Genomic DNA, 19,647 nt, shown 5'->3' with positions numbered 1-19,647 from the left:
GGTTCCTGGGGTGGTGGGGGCAGGTGGCGGCGTCTCCTGGGGGCGCTCATCCACCTCGCTCATGCTCGTGATCTTACCGTACAGGTGTTCGGATCAACAAGTCCTGGTGTGCCTGTGACCTGCACTTGAGCGCCTCGAGGTGTCCCTCTCCAGCTCCAACGGGGCACCGATGCCCCCTTCGTCGCGGGCGGTCGCCGCGTAGACCTGAGGGCCGATGCGACCGCCGCGCTGGAGCGCGTCTCATCGGGCCCCGCGACCGGCTGTGGATCGTCTCCACCCACCCGTTCCCCACCTGAGAACGCCCGTGAGGCTGGAGGTCAGCCGACCGACCTCTGCAGGGACCTGACGTGTGACCTCAGCGACCACAGGGACACCGTCAGCGACGTGAGGTCGAGAGGGGCTCCCTCGTCTTCGGCACGCACCGCCACGTCGCGGAACCGCTCGCGCAGGGCCGCCACCTGGTCCGCGAGCGCGGTGCTCCCAGCGGCGGAGCGACCGGATGCCGAGCGCTCACGCAGGAGCGCCTCGGTGAGCTCGCGGTGGACGCTGTAGAGGTCGTCGCGCAGGGAGGCCCGCGCGAGGACCTGCCAGCTGTCGTCGCGGGGCAGGGCGCTGATGCCCAGCAGGAGGGTCTCGATGTCGTAGGCCCGGGAGATCTCGAACCACGCCGCGGCGACGAGGTCGACGTCGTGCTCGCCGCGCGTGGCGATGTCGACGATCTCCAGCAGGGGGAACAGCGCGAGCAGGCCCGCGGTGCGGCGCGCCTCGCCCGCGGGTACGCCCAGGGCCACGAGGTCCTCGGTGTCGACCTCGACGGTGTGCAGGTCCGCGCCGCCGATGAGACCGTCCACGGCGGGAGCGAGGCGGGCGACATCGGGCGCGAACCGCGCGACCTCCGCCGCCACGTCGATGCCCTCTGGCCGGGTGTGGAGCAGCCAGCGCACCGACCTGTCGAGCAGCCTCTGGTGCACCGAGCGCATCCGCACCTGCGCGGCGACGGGCACGCGCCCGTCGAGGGCCTCGACGGCCGCGGCGCGCTCGGGCAGGCCGAACACCCTGGCGGCCACCACGAAGGCCCTCACCACGTCAGCGGGCTCCGCGCCGGTCTCCTCCGCGGCGCGGAACGCGAAGGTCAGGCCCCCCAGGCCCACCACGCGGTTGACCAGCACGGTGGTGGCGATCTCGCGGCGCAGCGGGTGGTCGGCCAGGTGGCTGGCGAAGCGCCCGCCGAGCTCGGCCGGGAAGTAGCTGCGCAGGGTGGCGGTGACCCAGTCCTCATCGGGCAGGGAGCTGCTCAGCACGGCACGCCCGAGGGTGATCTTGGCGTGGGCGATGAGCACCGACAGCTCCGGCATCGTCAGCCCGCCGCCCTCACGGGCGCGCCGGTCGAGCTCGACCGCGGTGGGCAGCGCCTCCAGCTGCAGGTCGACGGCACCGGTGCGCGCCAGCTCGTCGAGGAAGCGGCGGTGCGCCGGGAGCAGCGCGTGGGCCAGCGCCCCCTCCACGCTGAGCGCGACGTTCTGCTCGTAGTTGTCGCGCAGCACGAGGCGTCCGACCTCGTCGGTCATCCGCAGCAGCGTCGCGTCGCGGTCGGCCGCATCGAGCTGGCCCCGCGCCACGAGCTGGTCCAGGAGGATCTTGATGTTGACCTCGTGGTCGCTGCAGTCGACGCCCGCGGAGTTGTCGATGGCGTCGGTGTTGAGCTTGACGCCCTCACCGTCGCGGCCGGACTGCGCGGCCTCGATGCGCCCGCGCTGGGTGAGGCCGAGGTTGCCGCCCTCGCCGACCACGCGGACGCGCAGGTCGCGCCCGTCGATGCGGATGGCGTCGTTGGCCTTGTCACCCACGTCGGCGTGGCTCTCGGTGGAGGCCTTGACGTAGGTGCCGATGCCCCCGTTCCAGAACAGGTCCACCGGAGCCGCCAGCACCGCGCGCAGCAGGTCGACCGGAGACATCGACGCGGTCGAGGGGTCCAGGCCCAGCCGGCGCGCCACCTGGGGGCTGACCGGCACGGACTTGGCCGTGCGGGGGTAGACGCCCCCGCCCTCCGAGATGAGGGAGCGGTCGTAGTCGGCCCACGACGAGCGCGGCAGGGCGAACAGTCGCGCGCGCTCGGCGTGGGAGGTCGCCGGGTCGGGGTCGGGGTCGAGGAAGACGTGCCGGTGGTCGAAGGCGGCCACCAGCCGGGTCTGCTCCGAGAGCAGCATCCCGTTGCCGAACACGTCGCCGCTCATGTCGCCGACGCCCACCGCGGTGAACGGCTGGGTCTGGGTGTCGTGGCCGAGCTCGCGGAAGTGGCGGCGCACGCTCTCCCACGCCCCCCGGGCCGTGATGCCCATGGCCTTGTGGTCGTAGCCCACCGACCCGCCGGAGGCGAAGGCGTCGCCCAACCAGAAGCCGCGCGCCAGCGAGATCGCGTTGGCGGTGTCGGAGAACGTCGCGGTGCCCTTGTCGGCGGCCACCACGAGGTAGTAGTCGTCGCCGTCGTACCTGACGACGTCGGCCGGGGGCACGACCACGCGCACCGGCAGGCCGTCCTCCCCCTCGGTGGTGCGCAGGTCGTCGGTGACGTCGAGCAGCCCGGAGATGAAGGTGCGGTAGCAGGCGGTGCCCTCGGCCCACCACGCGTCGCGGTCCACCGCGGGGTCGGGCAGCTGCTTGGCCACGAAGCCGCCCTTGGCGCCGGTCGGCACGATGACGGCGTTCTTCACCACCTGGGCCTTCACCAGGCCCAGCACCTCGGTGCGGAAGTCCTCCCGGCGGTCGGACCAGCGCAGCCCGCCGCGGGCCACCTCGCCGTAGCGCAGGTGCACGCCCTCCACGCGCGGGGAGTAGACCCACACCTCCGCGTGGGGGGCGGGGTCGGGCATGCCGGCCACGAGCCGGGGCGCCAGCTTGAAGGACAGGTGGGTGGGCAGCTGGCCGTCGGGGCTCTGCTGGTCACGCTGGTAGGCGTTGGTGCGCACCACGGCCCTCACCACGGACAGCAGCGCCCGCAGGACGCGGTCGGCGTCGAGGCTCTCCACGCGGTCCAGCGCGGCACCGACCTCCTCCTCGAGAGCGGCGACGAGGTCGGTGCGGTACTCGGCCAGGTCGTCGTGGCCGCCGGAGCGCAGGGGCGCGAAGCGCGCTTCGAAGAGGCGCACGAGCAGCCGCACGACGCCCGTGGCGGACAGCAGGACGTCGGCGACGCCCTCGGGGGTGTGGGCCAGCCCCACCTGGCGCAGGTACTTCGTCCAGGCGCGCACCAGGGCGACCTGTCGCCACGTGAGCCCGGCGGCGAGCACCAGGCGGTCCAGCGAGTCGGTCTCGGACAGGCCCGTGGCCACCGCCGCGTAGGCGTCGCAGAACCGGTGTCCCAGCGCCTCGGCGTCGACGCCCCGGTCCGGGTCGACGTCGGTGCTGGGGGCCGGGAAGCGCAGGCGCAGGTCCTCGATCCACACGCGGCGCCCGTCGGCGGCCTCGAAGCGGTGCGGCACCTCCTCGAGGACCTCGACGCCGAGGTTGGTGAGCACCGGCATCATCGAGGTCAGCGTCTCGGGGTGGGAGCGGTAGAAGACCAGGCGCCGCTCGGCGGACGGGTCGTCGACGTCGCGGCGCAGCTCCAGGACCGGCCGGTCGTCGGGGCCGTCGAGCACCTCCTGGCAGCGCCGCAGGTCCACGAGGGCGTCGGCGGGTGCGGTGGTGGAGCGGTAGGAGTCGGGGATGCCGTCCGCCCACCGGGCCACCCGCTCCTCGTCGCCGGGCTCGGCGTCCCGCGCGGCGGCGACGAGCGCGTCCTGCCAGGAGCGGGCCAGCGCCGCCACCGAGCGCTCCAGGGCGGCGGTGTCGAGGAGGTTCCTGTCCAGGAGGCGCTCCCCCGGGCGCGCGCGCACCACGAAGTGCAGCCGCGCCAGCACCGACTCCGACACCTGCAGCGTCTGCTCGACCTCAGCGCCCCCCAGGGCCTCCAGCAGGCGCTGCCCGACGCGGTGCCCGACGCCGGTGGTGTACCTGTCGCGCGGGAGGTAGACCAGGCACGAGACCACGCGGTCCTGGCGCTCGTAGCGCAGGAACAGCCGGGTCTTGCGGCGCTCCTTGAGGTCGAGCACGGCCAGGGACGTGTCGGTGATCCAGCCCGGGTCGGCCTGCAGGAGCTCGTCGCGAGGGAGCGTCTCCAGCACGCTGATGAGGTCGCGCCCGGAGTGGTCCTGCGACCTCACGCCCGCGCGCCGCAGCACCGTGCGGACCTTGTCCGCCACCACGGGCACGTCCAGGAGCGGCTCGCTGCGGGCGGAGGAGGTGAACAGCCCCAGGAAGCGGTGCTCCCTCACCACGCGGCCGCCGGAGTCCACCAGGCGGACCGCGACGCAGTCGAGGTGGGAGGGGCGGTGCACGGTCGAGCGGGCGGCGGCCTTCCAGACCGCCAGCACGGGCGCGGGACCTCCGCCGTCCTCCGCCTCGGCCTCCAGGCCCCGCCGGGCCGGCCGGAACCTCGACACGCCCAGGGCGCCGGAGTCGCGCCCGTCCAGGACCGTGCGGCCCGAGCCGTCCTCGAGGACCCGCGCGTCGTAGACCCGGTGCCCCAGGAAGGTGAACCTGTCCTGCGCCATCCACGACAGGAACGCCGCCGCCCGGCGGCGCTCGGCCTCGTCACCGCCGGCGGCCGGGTCCTCCACCAGCGCGGTGGCCAGCTCCCGCGCCCGGCGGCGCATCGGGTCCCAGTCCTCCACGGCCGCCCGCACGTCGCGCAGCACGCCGCTGACGGCCTCGACGAGCCGGACGCCGCCCGGGTCGTCGGCGTCGAGGCTCACCTCGGCCTCGATGTGGCTCTCGGTCATCAGCCCGGCGCCGTCGTCCGGTGCATCGGCGCCGCCGGCGGGCCGGGCCTCCAGGAGCCGGCCCTCCGCGTCGCGGAGCACCAGGTGGCGCGGGTGCGACAGGCGGCGGATCGACCGCCCCGAGTGCGCCAGCACGGCCAGCACGCTGTCCACGAGGAACGGCATGTCGTCGGTGACCACGCGCACCGTCGTCGTCCCCGAGGTCGCCGTGGCCCCCGGCTGGTCCTGCGCCCAGACGCTGGCCCGCCCCGGCTCGCGCACCACGTCCAGCACCCCGTCGACCTGTGCTCCCGGTGCTGCCTGCTGCGACATCCCCACGCCCCCTGCACGCTCTGGTCCAGACCGCTCCCGCACGCCGGTGTGGGGAGCAGCACCACCTTGCACCGCGCGCCTGCGGCGGGGGTCGGCGGGTCGGCGGGTCGCCCAGGAGGACGACGACGGCGGACGCGGGCCTCTGGCAGTGTGGTCGCCCGTGCCCGACAGCACCGCCAGCCCGCTCCGACGCCCACCGCGCGGCGGGGCGTCCCACCCCGGGCGCGCCATCGCGGGGGGCTTCGCGGCCGCCATCGCCGTCGGCACGCTCCTGCTGTCGCTCCCCGTGGCCAGCACCGACGGGCGGGCTCACCCCGTCGAGGCGCTCTTCACCGCCACGTCCGCGGTCTCCGTCACCGGGCTGGCGGTGGTCGACACGGGCACTGCGTGGTCTACGGCGGGCCTGGTCATCATCGTCGTCCTGGTCCAGCTGGGCGGTCTGGGGATCACCACCGCCGCGACCCTCGTCGCGCTGGTGCTGTCGCGGCGGCTGGGACTGCGCGCGCGGCTGCTCGCGCAGGCGGAGACCAAGTCGCTCAGCGCCGGTGACGTCCGCGGGGTCGTTCGCACGGTCGCCGTCTTCACGCTGGCCCTCGAGGTGGTGGTCTGCGGGCTGCTGGCCATCAGGTGGGTGGTGGTGGACGGCGGCCCGGTGCTGCCGACACTGGGCAGCGCCGTCTTCCACGGCGTCATGGCCGTCAACAACGCCGGGTTCTCCCTCTACAGCGACAGCCTGGTCCGCTACGCGTCGGACCCCTTCACGCTCGGCGTCATCGCTGGCGCCGTGATGATCGGCAGCCTCGGCTTCCCGGTGGTCTTCGAGCTGTGGCGGAGCTGGCGCCGACCGCGCACCTGGTCCGTCCTCACCCTCATCACGGTCTGGGTGACGGGGTGGCTGCTGCTCGTGGGGACGGTCCTGCTGGCCGTCACGGAGTGGACCAACCCCGGCACCCTGGGGCCGCTGAGCTCCCGCGACAGCGTCGTCGGCGCGTTCTTCCACGGGGTCATGGCGCGCAGCGCCGGCTTCAACAGCTTCGACACCACCGCGATGACCTCCGAGGGCCTGCTCGTCACTGACGCCCTCATGTTCATCGGGGGCGGCAGCGCGAGCACCGCCGGCGGCATCAAGGTCACCACGTTCGGCCTGCTCGCGCTCGTGCTGTGGGCCGAGCTGCGCGGCAACACCGACGTCGAGGTGGGACGCCGTCGCGTGCCGGCCACGACGCAGCGGCAGGCGGTGGCGGTCGCCCTCCTCAGCATGGGCCTCGTCTGCCTGGGGACGCTCGCGCTGCACCTGACCACCGACCAGCCCACCGACGTGGTCGCCTTCGAGGCCATCTCCGCCTTCGCCACCGTGGGCCTGTCAGCGGGGGCGACCGCCCAGCTCGACATCCCCGCGCAGGTGGTCGTCGTCGTGCTCATGTTCATCGGCCGCGTGGGTCCTGTCACGCTGGCCACCGCGCTGGCACTGCGCGAGCGTGCCAAGCTCCACCAGCTGCCCGAGGAGCGGATGATCGTTGGCTAGTCGCAGAGACCCCGTCGCCGTCCTGGGCCTGGGCCGGTTCGGCACCGCGCTGGCCCTGGAGCTGCAGCGCGGGGGCACCGACGTCATCGGCGTCGACGCCAGCGCCACCGTCGTGCAGAAGCTGTCCGGCGTGCTGCCGCAGGTGGTCACCGCGGACACCACGAACGCCGACGCCATGCGCGAGCTGGGCGTCCAGGAGTACCCGCGCGCCGTCGTCGGCATCGGCACCCACCTGGAGGCGAGCATCCTCACCACGGCCGTGCTCGTCGACCTCGAGGTGCAGACCATCTGGGCCAAGGCGCTGTCCGACCAGCACGCCACCATCCTGCGGCGGGTGGGCGCTCACCAGGTGGTGCTGCCCGAGCAGCAGATGGGCGAGCGGGTGGCGCACCTCGTGGCCGGCCGCATGCAGGACTGGGTGGAGCTGGGACCGCAGTGGGTGCTCGCCAAGACCAAGCCACCGCGCGACCTCGTGGGCGTGCCGCTGGGGGAGTCCAAGCTGCGCTCGCGACACCACGTCACCGTGGTGTCGGTGAAGCCAGAGGGCTCCGGCCAGTACACGCACGCGGGCTACGACACGGTGCTGAGCTACGGCTCGGTCATCGTCATCGCCGGGAGGCCGTCCGACGTGGAGCGGTTCGTCGAGCTCGACTGACCGGCCAGCGGGCGGAGCTGCAGCTGGATCCGTCACGCACGCCCTCCCACCGGTATCTTGAACAGCGGTGCGCCGGGAAGTCTGGTCGGCAAGCTCTCTGTCGACCCCGCACCTCCCGGAGGCCACGTGGCCAGCCCTGCACGCCTGTTCGCCCGCGGCACCTACGCCGAGGCGACCCGCATCGCCGCCCTCCTGCGCAAGGAGACCGTCGGCGGGGTCCTGCTCATCACCGGTGCCCTCCTCGCCCTCGTCTGGGCCAACACCCCCTGGGCCCCCGCCTACGAGGGCCTGCGCGACACCGTCGTCGGCCCCTCCGCGCTGCACCTCGACCTGAGCCTGGGCACCTGGGCCGCCGACGGGCTGCTTGCCGTCTTCTTCTTCGTCGCCGGGCTCGAGCTCAAGCGCGAGTTCGTCGCCGGCGACCTGCGCGACCCGCGCAAGGCGGTCCTGCCGGTGGCCGCAGCGGTGGGCGGCATGGCCGTGCCCGCCGTCATCTACACCGCCATCAACCTGCGCAGCGACGGCGGTCTGGTCGGCTGGGCGATCCCCACCGCCACCGACATCGCCTTCGCCCTCGCCGTGCTCGCGGTCATCAGCACCCACCTGCCGGCTGCGCTGCGGACCTTCCTGCTGACCCTGGCGATCGTCGACGACCTGCTGGCCATCACGATCATCGCCGTCTTCTACACCGCCTCGCTGTCCTTCACGCCGCTGCTGCTGGCCCTCGTCCCGCTGGCGCTGTTCGGGTTCCTGGTGCAGAAGCGCGTCCGCCACTGGTGGCTGCTGCTGCCGCTGGCGCTGGCGACCTGGGTGCTCGTCCACGAGTCCGGGGTCCACGCCACCGTCGCCGCGGTGCTGCTCGCCTTCACCGTTCCGGTGGTCCGCAGCCGGGCCGCCGGGGGCCCGGAGGCCGGGCCGGGGCTGGCCGAGCACTTCGAGCACCGCATCCGGCCGATCTCGGCCGGCCTCGCCGTCCCGGTCTTCGCCTTCTTCTCCGCCGGGGTGACCATCGGGGGCCTGCAGGGGCTGGGCGCCTCGCTGCGCGACACGGTGGCCCTCGGCATCGTCGCCGGGCTCGTGGTGGGCAAGGCCGTCGGCATCGCCGGGGCGACCTGGCTGGTCAGCCGCTTCACCCGCGCCGAGCTCGACGAGGACCTGCGCTGGCCCGACGTCATCGGCCTGTCGCTGCTGGCGGGCATCGGGTTCACCGTGTCGCTGCTCATCGGGGAGCTGGCCTTCGGTTCCGGCTCGGTCCGCGACGAGCACGTGAAGGTCGGCGTGCTCACCGGCACCCTGATGGCGGCCCTGCTGGCCGCGGCCGTGCTGAAGCCGCGCGACCGGCACTACCGGCGCATCGCCGAGGCCGAGGCTCGGGACGAGGACGGGGACGGCGTCCCCGACGTCTACCAGGAGCGGCCGAGCGGCATCCCCGACCTGCCGCACGGTTCGCCGCGGGAGACCGTCCACGAGGCCTCTGACCGGCGGCGTCAGCCCCGGCCCGCCAACCTCGACTGACAGGCGCCGACCGGCCGGCCGCAGGGGCGGGCCGTTCGAGGCGCTGTGGGCAGAGGTGGTCACTGCGGCCCCACCACGACCGCCACGACGCCCAGCGCCGCGGCCAGGACGAGCGCGCGCACGACCCGGGTCACCGCGACCGGGCAGATGAAGGCGTCCATGCACAGCTGGCACCCGCACGCAGGCCACTGATGGCCCTGGACGTGACCTGCGGCGGAGCGCACCTCGCCGTGGGGGGCGGGCTGTGGCGGTATCGGGAGCACTGCCCCACCGTGCGCCCCCGCGACGACGCGGGCGACGGTCCAGACGGGACCCGGACGCCGCCCTGGCCAGCTCTTGACGGGGTCCTGACCCCCAGAGGGCAGTGGCCAGAACCCGGTACCGCGAGTACCGTGTACCTCTCGTACCGCACAGGTGGTCCATCGACGAGGAGGTCCGCGTGCTCTCAGGGCGCGACGTGGTGTTCGTGGACGGTGTGCGCACGCCGTTCGGCAGGGCAGGCGAGAAGGGGATGTACGCGCAGACGCGCGCCGACGACATGGTCGTCCGGCTGCTGCGCGAGATCCTCCGGCGCAACCCGTCCCTGCCGCCGGAGCGCATCGACGAGGTGGCCGTCGCCGCCACCACGCAGGAGGGCGACCAGGGCCTCACGCTCGGCCGCAGCGCCGGCATGCTGGCGGGCCTGCCGCAGTCCGTGCCCGGGTTCGCCATCGACAGGATGTGCGCGGGAGCCATGACCGCGGTGACGACGACGGCGTCGGGCATCGCGGCCGGCGCCTACGACGCGGTGCTCGCCGGCGGCGTCGAGCACATGGGCCGCCACCCGCTCGGGGCGAGCTTCGCCCCCAACCCCCGCTTCGTGGCCGACAGGGTCGTCGACGGCGACGCCCTGGTCATGGGCCGCACCGCCGAGAACATCCACGACCGCTACCCGCACCTGACCCGCGAGCGCGCCGACGCCTTCGCCGCGGGCTCGCAGGCCAAGCTGGCCGCCGCCTACCAGCGCGGGGACGTCCAGCCCGACCTCGTGCCGGTGGCCACGCGCCACGCCGAGCGCGGCTGGGGCCTGGCGACGGCCGACGAGCCGCCCCGCCCCGGCACCACCGTGGAGCAGCTCGCGGGCCTGAAGACCCCCTTCCGCCCCCACGGGCGCGTGACCGCCGGCAACGCCGCCGGCCTCAACGACGGCGCCACGATGTGCCTGCTCGCCTCCGGCGAGACCGCCGCCGAGCTGGACCTGCCGGTGGCGATGCGGATGGCGGGCTTCGCGTTCGCCGGCGTCGACCCGGCGGTCATGGGCATCGGCCCGGTGCCCGCCACGGAGAAGCTGCTGGCCAAGACCGGCCTGAGCATCGACGACATCGGCCTGTTCGAGCTCAACGAGGCCTTCGCCGTGCAGGTGCTGGCCTTCACCGACCACTTCGGCATCGCCGACGACGACGAGCGCGTCAACCCGTGGGGCGGCGCCATCGCCGTGGGCCACCCGCTGGCCAGCTCGGGCGTGCGGCTCATGACGCAGCTGGCGCGGCAGTTCGCCCAGCGGCCCGACGTCCGGTTCGGGCTGACCGCGATGTGCGTGGGCCTGGGCCAGGGCGGTGCGGTGCTGTGGGAGAACCCGCACTTCGACGGATCGAGCAAGGGCGAGGAGCAGTCGGCGTGAGCGAGCAGACCGTGCAGGGAGCACCCGAGCAGGCCCGCCTCGACCAGGGCGCCGCCGGCACCGTGGGCGTGGTCCGCCCTGAGGACCTGGTCGACCCGAACGGGTCCGAGCGCGTGACGTCCTTCCCGTGGCAGGAGGTGCCGCTCGCGGCCCTCCGCCCGGGCCTGGAGGGCTCCCTCGCGCTCATCACGATGGACAACTCCCCCGACGACCCCGAGGACCACCGCCGCCCGACCACGCTGGGCCCCGCGGGGCTGTTGAAGCTGCGCGACACCCTCGACGCCGTCGAGGCACGGGTGCGCGAGGGCGCGGTGAAGGCCGTGGCCATCACCGGCAAGCCGTTCGTCTTCGCCGTCGGCGCCGACCTCAAGGACGTCGCCCGCATCAGCTCCCCCGCCGCGGCGCGCGCCGTCGCGAAGCACGGCCACGACCAGCTCCGCCGCCTCGGCGAGATGGACGTGCCGTCCTTCGCGTTCGTCAACGGCCCCGCCATGGGCGGGGGCCTCGAGGTGGCGCTGCAGTGCACCTACCGCACCGCCTCCTCCGTGGCCCGCGGGCTGGCGCTGCCCGAGGTCGCCCTCGGCCTGGTGCCCGGCTGGGGCGGCACGCACCTGCTGCCGGCGCTCGTCGGCATCGAGAAGGCGGTGCAGGTGGTCATCGCCAACCCGGCGTCGCACAAGACGCTCACCGCGCAGCAGGCGCTCGAGCTGGGCGTGGTCGACGTCGTCCTCGACTCCCCCGACTTCCTCGAGGAGTCGCTGCGGTGGGCGGCGCGCGTGCTCGACGGCGACGTCGTCGTCGACCGTCCCGAGGTCAGCCGCGACCAGCGGCTGTGGGACGGCGTGCTCGCCGCCACCCGCGGCGCCGTGGACGCGAAGCTCCACGGAGCGGCGCCCGCGCCGTACAAGGCGCTGGAGCTGCTGGCCCGCGCCCGCACCGACGTCGGGCCGCAGGGACGGGACGCGGCGTTCGCCGCCGAGGACGACGCCCTCGCCGAGCTGATCATGACCGACGAGTTCCGCTCCGGCGTGTACTCCTTCGACCTCGTGCAGCGCCGGGCCAAGAAGCCCGCCGGTGCGCCCGACCCGAAGCTCGCGCGGCCTGTCGGCAAGGTCGGCGTGGTGGGCGCCGGGCTCATGGCCAGCCAGCTCGCGCTGGTGTTCGCGCGGCAGCTCAAGGTGCCCGTCGTGCTCACCGACCTCGACGAGGCCCGCGTGGCCAAGGGCGTGGCGTGGGTGCACGGCGAGATCGCGAAGCTCCGCGAGAAGGGGCGCCTCTCCGACGGCGCGGCGCAGCGGCTGACGGCGAACGTCACCGGCACGACCGACAGCGCGGTGGCGTTCGGGGACGCCGACCTCGTCATCGAGGCGGTCTTCGAGGAGCTGTCCGTCAAGCAGCAGGTCTTCCGGGAGGTGGAGCGCGTCGTCAGGGAGGACTGCGTGCTCATGACCAACACCTCCTCGCTGTCGGTGACCGCCATGGCGTCGGTGCTGGAGCACCCCGAGCGCCTCGTGGGCTTCCACTTCTTCAACCCCGTGGCCGTCATGCCGCTGGTGGAGGTCGTGCGCACCACGGGCGAGACGCCGACGGACGACGTCACGCTGGCCACCGCCTTCGCCGTGGGCAAGGGTCTGCGCAAGTCGTGCGTGCTCGTGCAGGACGCGCCCGCCTTCGTGGTGAACCGGCTGCTCACGCGGTTCATGAGCGAGGCCAGCGTCGTCGTCGACGAGGGGACGCCGGTGGAGGTGGCCGAGGCCGCGCTCGACTCCCTCGGCCTGCCGATGAGCAACTTCGAGCTGCTCGGCCTGGTCGGTCCTGCGGTCGCGCTGCACGTGGCGGAGTCGCTGCACGCGGCGTTCCCGGAGCGGTTCCCGGTCTCGGCCAACCTGCGGCGCATCGTCGAGGCCGGGCTGCCCGGTGTCTACGAGAAGGGCACGCGCACGACCACCGAGGCCGCCCGCGGCGTGCTGGTGCTCGGCGACAGCCCCTCCACCGAGGAGCAGGTGCGCGACCGCGTGCTCGAGGCCCTCGCCGACGAGGCGCGGCGCATGCTCGACGAGGGCGTGGTCTCCGACCCGCGCGACATCGACCTGTGCCTGCAGCTGGGCGCGGGCTGGCCCGCGCACCTCGGCGGGATCCTGCCGCTGCTCGACAGGTCCGGGGTGTCCGAGCGCGTCACCGGTCAGCGGTTCCTGCCGCGCGGCGTCGCCTCCGTCCCGGCCTGACGCCCCCCTCGACGACCGGGGGAGCGGCGCACGCCTCGGCGGGCGCGGCTCCCCCGGTCGTCGTGGTCGCCGGTGAGGTGCGTGGGGCATGCTGGCACCGTGGCCGAGGACTTCAACACGCGCGTCATCCGGGAGTTCCGCGAGAACGAGGGTCGCGTCGGCCCGCCCTTCGAGGGGGCGCCGATGATCCTCGTGCACCACCGCGGCCGCCGCACCGGCACCGAGCACGTCGCGCCGCTGGTGTTCCAGCAGGTGGGTGAGGCCTTCGCGGTCTTCGCCTCCAAGGCGGGCGCCCCCACCCACCCCGAGTGGTACGCCAACCTCCTGGCCTCCCCCGACACCACCGCCGAGGTCGGCGCCGAGCACCGCGGCGCCGAGGTCGCCGTGCGCGCCCGCGAGCTGCACGGCGAGGAGCGCGACACCGTGTGGGAGGAGCAGAAGCGCCGCTCCCCCGGCTTCGCCGACTACGAGGCCAAGGCCGCCCCGCGGGTCATCCCCGTGCTGCTGCTCGAGCCCCGCTGACCCGGCCGGCCCACCCCGTGAGCAGGCGCTTCACGCAGGTCGACGTCTTCACCGACCAGCTCACCCGCGGCAACGCCGTCGCCGTCGTCCACGACGCCGAAGGGCTCGACGACGACGCCCTGCGCGCCTTCGCCCGCTGGACCCAGCTGTCAGAGACCACCTTCCTGCTCGCTCCCACGCCGGAGGCGGCCGCTGCCGGTGCCGACTACCGGGTGCGCATCTTCACGCCCGGACGCGAGCTGCCGTTCGCCGGCCACCCCACGCTCGGCTCCGCGCGCTCGTGGCTGGAGGCCGGCGGCGTCCCGCAGCGCGAGGGCGTGGTGGTGCAGGAGTGCGGAGCGGGGCTGGTGACCGTCCGGCGCTCCCCCGCTGACGACGACGGCGGGGAGCTGCTCGCCTTCGAGGCACCTCCGCTGGTGCGCAGCGGCCCGGTGGACCCCGCCGACCTGCTGGCGGCCGCGTCCTCGGTGGGCGTGCGCGCCGATGACGTGCTCGACGCCGCCTGGGTGGACAACGGCCCGGGCTGGGTGGCGCTGCTGCTGGCCGACGCCGCGGCCGTGCTGGCCGCCGTCCCTGTCGCCGGCTCGGACAGCGGTCCCGCTGACGTCGGCCTGGTGGGCCTGCACCCCGAGGGCGCCGGCCCCGACGGCGCGGCGGTGGAGGTGCGAGCCTTCGTCCGCGAGGACGGCACCTGGTGGGAGGACCCCGTGACCGGCAGCCTCAACGCGGGCGTCGGCCAGTGGCTGACCTCCGGGGCGGCCTCCGTGCGGCTGCCGGACGCCTACACCGCCTCGCAGGGCACGGCGCTCGCGCGGCGGGGACGCGTGCGCGTGGCCAGGGAGGGCGAGCGCGTCTGGGTGGGCGGGGCGACCGTCGTCGGGGTCAGCGGCACCGTGGCCCTGTGAGCGACCTGACGACCCTGTGAGGTCCGCGGCGGCGGCTCGGGGATGATCTGCCCCGTGAACGCCCGCTCCACCGCCCCCTCCGTCGCCCTCGTGACCTGCTCGGAGGTGCCCGACCTCGACCCGGAGGGCCAGCACCTGCTGGCGGCGCTGCGCGAGCGCGGCCTGGACGCTCGCCCGGTCGTGTGGGACGACGAGGACGTCGACTGGTCCGCGCCCGACCTCGCCGTGGTGCGGTCCACGTGGGACTACGCGACGCGCCGGGCGGAGTTCCTCGCGTGGGCGGCCCGTGCGGCCGGTGCGACGCGGCTGCTCAACCCGCTCCCGCTGCTGGAGTGGTCCACCGACAAGCACTACCTCGCCGAGCTCGAGGCGGCGGGCCTGCCCGTGGTGCCGAGCGCGTTCGTGGAGGTCGGCGACGAGGGTGACCACCCGTACCTGGACGTCGAGCACGTGGTGAAGCCGGCGGTCTCAGCCGGCTCGCGCGACACGCTGCGACTGGGGGCCCACGAGGCGGCCCGGTCCCGCGCGCACGTCGCTGCCGTGCACGCCGGTGGCCGCTCCGTGCTCGTGCAGCCCTACCTCACCGCCGTCGACGACGTCGGGGAGACGGCGCTGGTCTTCCTCGACGGGGAGCTCAGCCACGCGATGCGCAAGGCCGCGCTGCTGCCCGCGGGCGGAGGGCTGGTGGAGGGGCTGTTCGCGCACGAGGACATGGCCCCTCGGGAGCCGTCGGCCGCCGAGGTGGAGGTCGGCAGGGCGGTGGTGGCCGAGGCAGCCCGGCGCGCCCGCGCCGCCGGTGCCGAGCCCGCGCTCTACGCGCGGGTCGACCTGCTCCCCGACGACGACGGCGCCCCGCGCGTCCTGGAGCTGGAGCTGGTGGAGCCCTCGCTCTTCCTCGACCACGCGCCGGGGTCCGCCGTGCGGCTCGCGGACGCCGTCGTGCGGCGCCTGGCAGACCCGGGTGGCCGCGGCACCGCAGCCTGAGCACCATGGCGGGGTGTCCGGTGGTCTCCTGCACGTCCTCTGGAGGGAGCTGCGGGGAGACCCCGCCGACCTCCGAGCCGTCCGCGTCGGGGGGACGACGGGTCTGGTGAGCCCGCTGCCGGTGGAGGCGCTGGCCGTGGCGTCGGCCACCGTGCACCGGCTGGCCGCCGTCGGACCTGCCGGGGCTGCGCTGGAGGTGGACGCCGCGCCACCGGCGGACGGCCAGCTGGCGGTGGACGCCCGCCACGTGGCCGCCGACTTCGCCAGCGAGTCGCTCCTGCGCCTGGACGGCCAGCCGGCGGCCGGGGGCTTCGCGCCGCTGTCGCGGTTCTTCCCCACCGCCGACGGCTGGGTGCGCGTGCACGCCAACTACCCCCACCACCGCGCGGCGCTGCTGCACGCGCTGGCCGTGCCGGACGGCGACGACGAGCGCGCCGTGGCGGCCGCGGTCCGCGCCGCGCTGCACGAGCGCCTGGCGCTGGACGTGGAGGAGCAGGTGGTGGCGGGAGGCGGGGTCGTCGCTGCGGTCCGCACGCCCCAGGAGTGGGCGGCCTCCCCCATGGGTGCCGCGCTGGCCGGGGCGCCGCTGGTGGACCTGCGCCGCGTCGGCAGCGACGACGCGGCAGCCGCCACGCGGCTGGACCAGCGGGCGGGACGTGACCCGGCGCAGGGTGTGCGCGGAGCGCGCGTGCTCGACCTCACGCGCGTCATCGCCGGCCCGACGGGGACCCGCGCGCTGGCCGCGTGGGGCGCCGACGTGCTCCGGCTGGACCCGCCGCACCTGCCCGAACCCCGGGCCCAGCTGCTGGAGACCGGCTCGGGCAAGCGCTTCGCGCAGCTCGACATCGCCTCCGGCGCAGGGCGCGAGCGGCTGGAGGAGCTGCTCGCCGGCGCTGACGCCCTCGTGCACGGGTACCGACCCGGCGCCCTGGCCCGCCTGGGACTCAGCGAGGAGGAGCTCGCCGAGCGCCACCCGCACCTCGTGGTGGCGTCCCTGTCGGCCTGGGGCACCCAGGGACCGTGGGCGCAGCGGCGCGGCTTCGACTCGATCGTGCAGGCGGCCAGCGGTGTCGCCGTGATGACCGGCGCCGCCGACGGGTCCCCGGGCGCCCTGCCCGTGCAGGCCCTCGACCACGCCGCCGGCCACCTGCTCGCAGCGGCGGTGATGCGCGGCCTCGTCCTGCGCCGCCCGGCCGGCCCCGGCGGCACCTGGCACGCCCACGTGTCGCTCGCCGGGCTGGCGAGGTGGCTGCTCAGCCAGCAGGTCTCCTCCGAAGCCGCGCGCGCCGGGGAGCGTCTCAAGGCTTCGGACCTGGAGCGCTACCTCGTGGACCTGCCGTCCCCCGAGGGCACGGTGACGGTCGTCAGACCGCTCGGCGCCCCGGTGTGGTCGGCTGCGCTGACCTCCTCGGCCCCCACGTGGCTCCCCACCCCTCGGTGATCAGGGACGGGGTCAGCGGCCGGGTGGGGGCAGCGGCAGCGCTGAGAAGGCCTCCTGGCAGGCGGCGGCGACGCCGGCGGGGAACGGCTCCGCGAACGGCGTGACCACGAGGCGGTCGCGCTTGCTCCCCGCGCGGGCCCACGTGCCGACGGCCCGGCCGTCCGCCACGACGACGGGCTTGAACATCCCGTTGCCACCGGGCACCACGAGCACCTCCAGCTCGGCGGCCAGGGTGGCGGTGCGGTCGGCGTAGCCGAGCACCAGCTCGTCGAACGCGGCCGTGAGCAGCACACCCCGCGTCGCCTCGCGCACGGCGTCGAGGTCCGCGACGAGGTCGACCAGGTCAGGACCACCGAGCAGGGTGCGTCCCTCGCAGGTCACCGCCACGAGGCGTCCAGCGGCGTGCGCGGCCGCGACCGCGCGCCTCACCACCCCGGTGGTGAGGAACGTCCAGCGCACGAGGTCGGGCACGGAAGCCGGGCCGTGGCTCGCGACGTAGCGAGCGGCCAGCTCGGCGAGGAGCACCTCGTCGGGCTCGTCCTCGCGGCGGGCCCCGGCGGGCAGCCACGCGTCGGCGCGCACGACGAGCTGGTCTCCGCCGCGCACTGGCCCCAGCACCAGCTCGCCCCGCGTGGCCAGACCGTTGAGGAGGCGGTACGTGGTGGACGTGCCGGGCTCGAAGCCGGCCTCCGTCCACGCGGAGCCCAGCTCGTCGCGGCTGGCGGGGCCGTCGGCCAGCCGCTCGCGCGCCACCGCCCGGGCGCGCTCGAAGGCGGCGTCGTCGAGGCCGACGTCCAGCCAGCGCTTGGCCGCCGCCCTGAGGGCCCGCGGGCCGAGGAGGCGCGTCATCCACCCGGCGTCGGCGGCGGTGAGCAGGTGCAGCGTGCCCCGCATCGGCCACGTCCGCACCAGCGCACCACCGTCGAGCGCGGCGCGGACGGCCGCCGCGCCGCGCGCCGCGGTGCGGCTCGCGACCGCGACGTGCGCAGCGGGCAGGTCCTGCGCCTGCACCGCCAGCAGGTGCGCCACGGCGGCCACCGGGTCCGGCGGCAGTCCCAGCACCGGGTGCGGCACGAGGCGCTGGGAGACCAGGCGGAGCCGCGCGACGTCCTCGGCGGTGAGGTCCGCGACGGGCGCGGGCACGGCGTCAGGCACGGGTGGGCTCCTGCCGGCGGCGCGCGTCGTCGTCGTCCTCGCCGGCCGGGTGGGGCTCCTCGGCTGCTCCGGCGGCGAACTGGGTGGCGTGCAGCTCCGCGTACCGCCCGCCCAGCGCGAGCAGCTCGGTGTGCGTGCCGCGCTCGACGATGCGCCCGTGCTCCACCACGAGGATGAGGTCGGCGGAGCGCACCGTGGAGAGCCGGTGGGCGATGACGAGCGCGGTGCGGCCCGCGAGCGCCTCCCCCAGCGCGGCCTGCACGGCGGCCTCGGAGGTGGAGTCGAGGTGGGCGGTCGCCTCGTCGAGCACCACGACGCGCGGCGAGGCGAGCAGCAGCCGGGCGATGGTGAGGCGCTGGCGCTCCCCGCCGGAGAGGCGGTAGCCGCGCTCGCCGACCACGGTGTCGAGGCCGTCGGGCAGGTCGAGGACCACCTCGCGCAGGCGGGCGCGGTCGAGGGCGTCCCACAGCTGCTCGTCGGTGGCGCCGGGCGCGGCGAGCTGGAGGTTGGAGCGCAGGGACTCGTGGAAGAGGTGGCCGTCCTGGGTGACCACGCCGACGGCGGAGCGCAGGTCGGCGAAGGACAGGTCGCGCACGTCGACCCCGCCGAGGCGGACGGCGCCGGTGTCGACGTCGTACAGGCGCGGCAGCAGGGAGGCGGTGGTCGACTTGCCGGCCCCGGAGGAACCCACGAGCGCGACCACCTGACCGGGCTCGGCGCGGAAGGAGACGCCGTGGAGCACCTGCGTGCCACCCCGCGGGTCGAGCACGGCGACGTCCTCCAGGGAGGCCAGCGAGACCTGCTCGGCGGAGGGGTAGGAGAAGCAGACGCGGTCGAGCTCCACGGCCAGCGGCCCGTCGGGCAGAGGCACCGGGTCGGGCCGTTCGCGCACCAGGGGCTCGAGGTCGAGCACCTCGAAGACGCGCTCGAAGCTCACGAGGGCCTGCATGATGTCGAGCCGTGCGCTGGCCAGCGCCGTCAGCGGGGCGTAGAGCCGGGTGAGCAGCAGCGCGAGGCTCACCACGGTGCCGGCCTCGAGGGTGCCCCGCAGCGCGAGGAAGCCGCCCAGGCCGTAGACGAGCGCCAGGGCGAGGGCGGAGACCAGCACGAGGGCCGTGACGAAGGAGAAGGAGACGACGGCGGTGCGCACGCCGATGTCGCGCACGCGCTGAGCGCGCGCCGCGTACTCGGCGGACTCCCGGGCCGGGTCGCCCATGAGCTTGACCAGGGTGGCGCCCGCGGCGGAGAACCGCTCGGTGGTCTGGTCGGTCATGGCGGCGTTGTGGCCGGCGGCCTCGCGCTGCAGCCCCGCCAGGCGGCGGCCGACGCGGCGGGCGGGGACGAGGAACAGCGGCAGGAGGACCAGCGCCAGCACGGTGATCGGCCAGCTCAGCGCCAGCATCACGCCCAGGGTGAGCAGCAGCGTCACCGTGTTGGACACGATGCCCACGAGGGTGTCGCTGAAGGCGCGCTGGGCGCCGAGGACGTCGGAGTTGAGCCGGCTGACCAGCGCGCCCGTGCGGGTGCGGGTGAAGAAGGCGACCGGCTGGCGCTGCACGTGGTCGTACACGGTGGTGCGCAGGTCGAGGATGACCGACTCCCCCAGGGTGGACGAGAGCCAGCGGCTGAGCATGCTCGCGCCCGCCTCGAGCAGGGCGATCACCGCGATGAGCGCCGCCAGGCCCACCACCACCGACGAGGCCTCGCGCTCGGTGATGGCCTGCACCACCCGGCCGGCGAGCAGCGGCGTGGCCACCGTCAGCACCGCCTCGACGATCCCCACGAGCAGGAACCAGCCGATGCGCGCCCGGTGCGGGCGGGCGAAGGCCAGCACCCGGCGCAGGGTGGCGCGGGAGAACGGGCGCTGGTCCTGCTGGCCGTAGGCGGTCTTGTACAGGACGCCCCAGGCGGTGCCCTCGATGCTCACG

Annotated in this window: 12 protein-coding genes; 9 read left to right on the top strand and 3 right to left on the bottom strand. The window is 75.0% G+C overall.

All coding sequences use genetic code 11. The annotated features are described in order from the left end of the window. Window positions 1-317: 317 nt before the first annotated feature. The gene (locus FMM08_RS21380; RefSeq protein ID WP_222711053.1) at window positions 318-5,132 is read right to left on the bottom strand and encodes an NAD-glutamate dehydrogenase; all 4,815 of its coding nucleotides are present in this window, start codon (window positions 5,130-5,132) and stop codon (window positions 318-320) included. Window positions 5,133-5,292: 160 nt separating this feature from the next. Here FMM08_RS21380 and FMM08_RS21375 point away from each other — a divergent pair, with 160 nt between their 5' ends. From FMM08_RS21375 to FMM08_RS21335, 9 genes are all read left to right on the top strand, one after another. After that, window positions 5,293-6,657, top strand: a complete 1,365-nt coding sequence (locus FMM08_RS21375) for a TrkH family potassium uptake protein (RefSeq protein ID WP_222711052.1) — start codon at window positions 5,293-5,295, stop codon at window positions 6,655-6,657. After that, window positions 6,650-7,312, top strand: a complete 663-nt coding sequence (locus FMM08_RS21370) for a potassium channel family protein (RefSeq protein WP_147928367.1) — start codon at window positions 6,650-6,652, stop codon at window positions 7,310-7,312. The genes FMM08_RS21375 and FMM08_RS21370 overlap by 8 nt, the downstream gene beginning before the upstream one ends. Window positions 7,313-7,438: 126 nt before the next feature. After that, a complete protein-coding gene (gene nhaA, locus FMM08_RS21365) occupies window positions 7,439-8,827 on the top strand; it encodes a Na+/H+ antiporter NhaA (RefSeq protein ID WP_147928366.1) in 1,389 nt (462 codons plus the stop codon). 439 nt (window positions 8,828-9,266) lie between these two features. Further along, window positions 9,267-10,487, top strand: a complete 1,221-nt coding sequence (locus FMM08_RS21360) for a thiolase family protein (protein WP_222711051.1) — start codon at window positions 9,267-9,269, stop codon at window positions 10,485-10,487. Window positions 10,488-10,678: 191 nt separating this feature from the next. Then, on the top strand, window positions 10,679-12,712 hold the full coding sequence (locus FMM08_RS21355; RefSeq protein ID WP_147928381.1) for a 3-hydroxyacyl-CoA dehydrogenase NAD-binding domain-containing protein: 2,034 nt from the start codon (window positions 10,679-10,681) through the stop codon (window positions 12,710-12,712). Window positions 12,713-12,811: 99 nt separating this feature from the next. Further along, a complete protein-coding gene (locus tag FMM08_RS21350) occupies window positions 12,812-13,234 on the top strand; it encodes a nitroreductase/quinone reductase family protein (RefSeq protein ID WP_147928365.1) in 423 nt (140 codons plus the stop codon). A gap of 17 nt (window positions 13,235-13,251) precedes the next feature. Beyond that, window positions 13,252-14,139 (top strand): PhzF family phenazine biosynthesis protein, encoded by an 888-nt coding sequence (locus tag FMM08_RS21345; protein ID WP_147928364.1) that lies wholly within the window; start codon window positions 13,252-13,254, stop codon window positions 14,137-14,139. Between the two features lie 54 nt (window positions 14,140-14,193). Then, complete coding sequence (locus FMM08_RS21340) at window positions 14,194-15,123, top strand: ATP-grasp domain-containing protein (protein WP_222711049.1); 930 nt, start codon at window positions 14,194-14,196, stop codon at window positions 15,121-15,123. Between the two features lie 13 nt (window positions 15,124-15,136). Continuing rightward, on the top strand, window positions 15,137-16,564 hold the full coding sequence (locus tag FMM08_RS21335) for a CoA transferase (RefSeq protein ID WP_222711048.1): 1,428 nt from the start codon (window positions 15,137-15,139) through the stop codon (window positions 16,562-16,564). A 12-nt stretch (window positions 16,565-16,576) separates the two neighbouring features. Here FMM08_RS21335 and FMM08_RS21330 read toward each other — a convergent pair whose 3' ends face one another. Beyond that, on the bottom strand, window positions 16,577-17,719 hold the full coding sequence (locus tag FMM08_RS21330) for a winged helix DNA-binding domain-containing protein (protein WP_147928362.1): 1,143 nt from the start codon (window positions 17,717-17,719) through the stop codon (window positions 16,577-16,579). Further along, window positions 17,712-19,646: an ABC transporter ATP-binding protein gene (locus FMM08_RS21325; protein ID WP_147928361.1), complete on the bottom strand. Its 1,935-nt coding sequence runs from the start codon at window positions 19,644-19,646 to the stop codon at window positions 17,712-17,714. Before FMM08_RS21325 ends, FMM08_RS21330 begins: the two co-directional genes overlap by 8 nt. Window position 19,647 lies beyond the last annotated feature (1 nt).

The organism is Quadrisphaera setariae (genome assembly GCF_008041935.1).
Taxonomy (GTDB): domain Bacteria; phylum Actinomycetota; class Actinomycetes; order Actinomycetales; family Quadrisphaeraceae; genus Quadrisphaera; species Quadrisphaera setariae.
Note: the sequence above shows the minus strand (reverse complement) of the source record. Positions and strands in the feature narration are given on the sequence as shown.

Bases quoted from the DNA above. Each gene is read 5' to 3' on its own strand.
- FMM08_RS21355 (WP_147928381.1), top strand. From the start codon at position 10,679: ATGGACAACTCCCCCGACGACCCCGAGGACCACCGCCGCCCGACCACG.
- FMM08_RS21380 (WP_222711053.1), bottom strand. From the start codon at position 5,132: ATGTCGCAGCAGGCAGCACCGGGAGCACAGGTCGACGGGGTGCTGGAC.